Here is a 4,587-nt window from a genome sequence, read left to right on the forward strand (position 1 = left end):
GAAAAGTAATTTTGATTTGCAAATCCAAGAGCTGCAGTAACATCAAAAATCGAAAAATTATCAGAAAGAAGCATTTTTTTTGCCTGTTCAATTTTCATCTTTTCATGCAATTCCTGAACAGAGCAGCCTGTAAGTTCTTTTGTTTTTTTTGAAAGGTAGCTTCGGCTAACCATAAAATGTTCTGCGATTTTTTCGAGATTTGTTTTTTCAGAAATATTTTTTTGTAAATAGTCGGTTAAACTTTTTACGGTTATTCGGTTTCTTTTTGATTCAGCTGGATTTTGTTTTTTTAACAGTCTGTTGATTTCTGAAGTTTCAAGTAAAAAATCATTTTTTTCATCAGCTTTTTTTATTCTTACAGAATACAAAGCGTTGCTTAAAAGCAATCTTACAACATCATAATAAGCAATATTTAAAAATTTCATTTCCAAAAAAATGTAACCAAAATATTTATCAGAATGATGCAGCACTTCCAGCATTAATGAATATCTTGTATCCATAAAAAAGCTCTTAGGAAATTGATATGGCTCGTGAATTTTAAACTGCAATTTTTGTTTTAATTCTTCTTTTGGTTCTGGATAGATAAGTCTTATTTTTGTGTCGTTGATATTTGAAGAATTTGACTCGTTTAGGGCAAGAAATGCTTTTGATATATTCATTTCGTTTAATTGCATTTTTAGAAGCTCAATTATTTCATCGAGATCCATTGCATCGCTTAAATCTACAGCATTTTTCGAAATATTATTCAATCTGTATGGATTTTCTCTTTCTGCCAAAGTTTCGTATTTTGTAAAAATTGTAATAAGAGTTCTCATTTGATGAAAAATGCCTTCAATTCTTAAAATTGTTTCAAGATTTTCATTTTTCAAGACAGGAATAAAAATATTTCTAAAACCTGTAACTAGATTTTGAAGGTAAGCTGCATTTGACGAAGCGATATGAGAATATTTTTGCAAATGATTTTGAAACCATTCAAGCATGCAGCTTTTTTCGGGATTTAAATAAACATCATTAAAAAAAGAATTTACCAGATTTTCTATATCAACTTCTTTTTCGGTTTTGAAAATTTCCAAAAGTTTATAAAATAATTTTTGTCTTAACTGTTGTTCTGAAATTTCTGTCTCGTCTTCTGTTAAATCAATTTTTTTTCCTGCATTTTGCACGCTTTTTTCAAAACATCCGCAAGATTGCCTTATGACAAGTGAAGTTTTTACCCTTACAATTTTGCACGTAGAGTTTGGATTCATTATCTTGTCGATTAAAAGTTCAACCGCCATGTAACCGCGCTTAAAATATTCAAGATTGACTGTTGTAACTGGAGTTTTTGCGGTTATTCCGTCGTACCAATTGTTAAAACCTGTAACGGCAATATTTTTTGGAACATTAAAACCGTTTTTTTCCAGTTGATTTATAACTTCTGCTGCAATAATGTCGGTTGTCGTTACAATAGCTTCAATTTCTTTTTTTTGAATGTCATGGTCTTGCAAAAATCGGGTTACGGTGTTTGCAAGAGAAATCACGCTCATGGAATTCGCCATATAAACGGAATTTTCAATTTCTTTTAGCCCATATTTTTTTAATTCGTTTTTATACGCCGAAAGTCGTTTTCTGTGCGGCTCAGAAACGTCTGCTCCTATAAATGCGAATTTTGAATAACCGTGAATTTTTACAAGATGCTCCATAATCATCTGAACTGAGGAATCGCTGTCTATTCTGAGAGCTGTAACTCCAGGAATATCAAGATGTCCTATGTCTATCATTGGGAGCGGTTTTAAACTGTTAAAAGTTTCTAGAATTTTTTCGCTGTCAACAAATTCTCTTAATGAAGAGGCCCAGGTTATTATTCCGTCAAGAAAGGGTTTTTTCATAAAATTGAAATTCTTCATATAGTGATTTACAAAATTTATGTCTTCAAAAAGAGAATATTTTATTGCCGCTCCCATGTTTATAAAGTTTATATCGTAGTCAACGGCGGCTTTCATCATGCCTTCGATGTATTCTAGCGCAATAAAAGAACGAAGGTCGGCAATTCCGGTAAATCCTATTGTAATTCTTTGACCTTTGTTTTTTTGTTCAGTTAAGAATGCTTTTCTTTGGGAGATTTTAAAATTCATATAGTTTTCCGTTTTTTTTATAAAATTTCTAAATCATAATTGCTTTTTTATACATAATTATACTTTGATTTTGCGTAATTGAGTATGTTTTTTTTAATGAATTAGCAGTTTGTTTTTATTTTATACGAAAATGAATACTTTTATACATAATAATCTATAAATGACTTAATAGTTCTGAAAAATACTGGTTTTGTCCAAAAGGTAAAAAGTATATTTTGACTAAGGAAGTTTGTATTTATTTCTAAGGAGGTTTTGTATGAAAAAAATTATAAGAAATATACTTGCAGTTCTTCTTTTTGCAGCAATTTTTTGTCTAAACGGCTGTTCTGATTTAGACGAATCTAATGAAGAGACAGAAATTGAGTCTGGCAGTCAAAATGGTGAGCAGGAAAAAGATGAATCAGACGACGAAAAGGTTTTGAATGCTGAAGCTACTGAATATTTGTTAAAAGCTGGAGATTCTAAAGAATTAACTCTTACAGATATTTCTCTTGCGGCTTCAAAAACGTTAAAAATGGACGGAGAAGCAACCTGGACTGTAGAAAATCCGTATATATGCTCGATAAATTCTTCTGGAAAATTAACTCCGCTTTCTGGTGGCGAAACTGTTGTAACAGGAACTTTATCTTCGGATTCAACGAAAAAAGCAGAGTTAAAAGTAAAAATTGAAGAGCCGAACAGGGGAGTTTCGTCAGATCCGTTTGACCTTAGAACAATTTCTGAAAATATAGATATTTTCTGCTGTGGTGATTCAATTATGAGAGATTATTCTGCCAGCGATTCTGATCAGTATGGCCTTGGACAGGCTCTCAAGGAATTTTTTGATGAAACAAAGGCAAATGTTGTAACTGATATTGCAAACGGCGGCCGTTCTTCAAGACTTTTCTATAATGAAGATTCTCGTTGGCCAGAAGTAAAGCGCCGTATTCAGGCTAATAATGAGGCTGGAAAAAAATCAGTTGTAATTCTTTCTTTTGGACATAATGACCAAAGAGCATTGACTGACTGCGATAAAACTTATGGAGCGCAGTTTACTTTTGCTTCTGAAAATGCAAATGAGACAGTTGCTGGAACTCACTACGACTTTATGGAAAAATATATTGTTGAAGCACGTGAACTTGGAGCGGTTCCAATCTGTGTAACTCCGTTTGTTCGCGGTAATTATTTTGGTTCAGAAGTAAGCGCTTATGGAAAACACGACTGGTCAAACAAAACTATGACAGGAGATTCTACTCCTCGTGGAAATTATCCTGCCGCAATGAAAGCTGCCGCCAAAAAACAGGGCGCAATTCTTGTTGATATGACAGAACTTAGCGCTGTTCGTGTTGCAGAATACAATAATGCAGGCAAGGAAAAATATTTTTATGTAGACAGTGATAACACTCACGAAAGAACACTGGGCGGTCTTGAGCTTGGAAAAATTGTTACAGATGAATTAAAGAAAAACGGATATTTGACTTCTTATATAAAAGATTGTTCGCCAAGAATTATGGTTGATAAGTCAAATCTTGCTTTTGGACGTATTCTTGCAAATGCAACAAAAACAACTTCTTTTAGAATTTCTAATTTTCAAAACAAAAGCGGAACAATTACGATTACTGCTCCTTCAGGTTTTGGGCTTAGCCTTTCTGACAGCGGAAGTTTTGATTCAGTTTTAACGATTGAAACAGATGAAAATTTTATGGGAACTGAAGTATTTATAAAATTTAGTCCAACAGAAGTAATTTCATACAATGGCGATATAACGGTTACTCATTCATCTGTAACTCCTGATTTTGGAAATACTCCGGCAGGAACAGTTGACGGTTCTGCTTTAAAAATTGCTCTTTCAGGCGCAGGGAAAGAATTGTCGGTGTCAGGTACGGATTTTACGGTAAATTGGCCTATGATTTCGGGGGGGGGCAGCTTTTCGGTTGCCGCAACTTCAACTTCTGAGGATGTTGTTCCCGCAGAAACTAGACTTAATGGTCTTATAAAATCTTCTAATAAAACAATCGGCACAGAAACTTATGCCCGCGTAACAATCGACAATCCCGGCAATGTCTGGCCTGTAAACGACACTGGTGCAAAAATGAACGATGTTTATATTGAATATGAAATTCCAGCCAGTGGTATTGACCTTACAGTAAACGAAATCAGTTTTGACTGCTGTTCTTCTGGTGGTTCATATATGGCTTGGAGCGCTTATTATTCTACAAATGAAGATTTTTCTAATCCAGAGCCAATTTGCGAAATGAAAACTGCTCAAAAAGAAGTTCTATGTTCAAATTCTGCCGGCGGTTCAAAGAATAGTTCAGACGCACTTGGACTTCCTGTAGAAAATGGCAAATCGCTTTATATAAGAGTTTATCCAGCATACAAGGATACAAAGGAAAATGCAGGACGCACATTTATAATTTCTAACGTACTAGTAAAAGGTTTAATCCAATAGAATATGTAAAAAAATAGTAGGTAAGATAAAAACAGCCGAAAA

General features: G+C 33.7%; 2 protein-coding genes. One reads left to right on the forward strand and one right to left on the reverse strand.

Annotated features, from left to right (window positions below; genetic code table 11):
- Positions 1-2,114 (reverse strand): substrate-binding domain-containing protein (locus tag B2X33_RS09350; RefSeq protein WP_296669212.1); only part of this gene is annotated, 2,114 nt, incomplete at its 3' end.
- 256 nt (positions 2,115-2,370) lie between these two features.
- Between B2X33_RS09350 and B2X33_RS09355 the strand changes: the two genes are divergently transcribed.
- Positions 2,371-4,545 (forward strand): SGNH/GDSL hydrolase family protein, encoded by a 2,175-nt coding sequence (locus B2X33_RS09355; protein WP_296669213.1) that lies wholly within the window; start codon positions 2,371-2,373, stop codon positions 4,543-4,545.
- Positions 4,546-4,587 lie beyond the last annotated feature (42 nt).

Origin of the sequence: Treponema sp. UBA785, from assembly GCF_002297065.1 — a bacterium.
Lineage (GTDB): Bacteria > Spirochaetota > Spirochaetia > Treponematales > Treponemataceae > Treponema_D.

Excerpts from the sequence above, each read along its gene's own strand:
- B2X33_RS09355 (WP_296669213.1), top strand. The coding sequence starts at position 2,371 with ATGAAAAAAATTATAAGAAATATACTTGCAGTTCTTCTTTTTGCAGCA.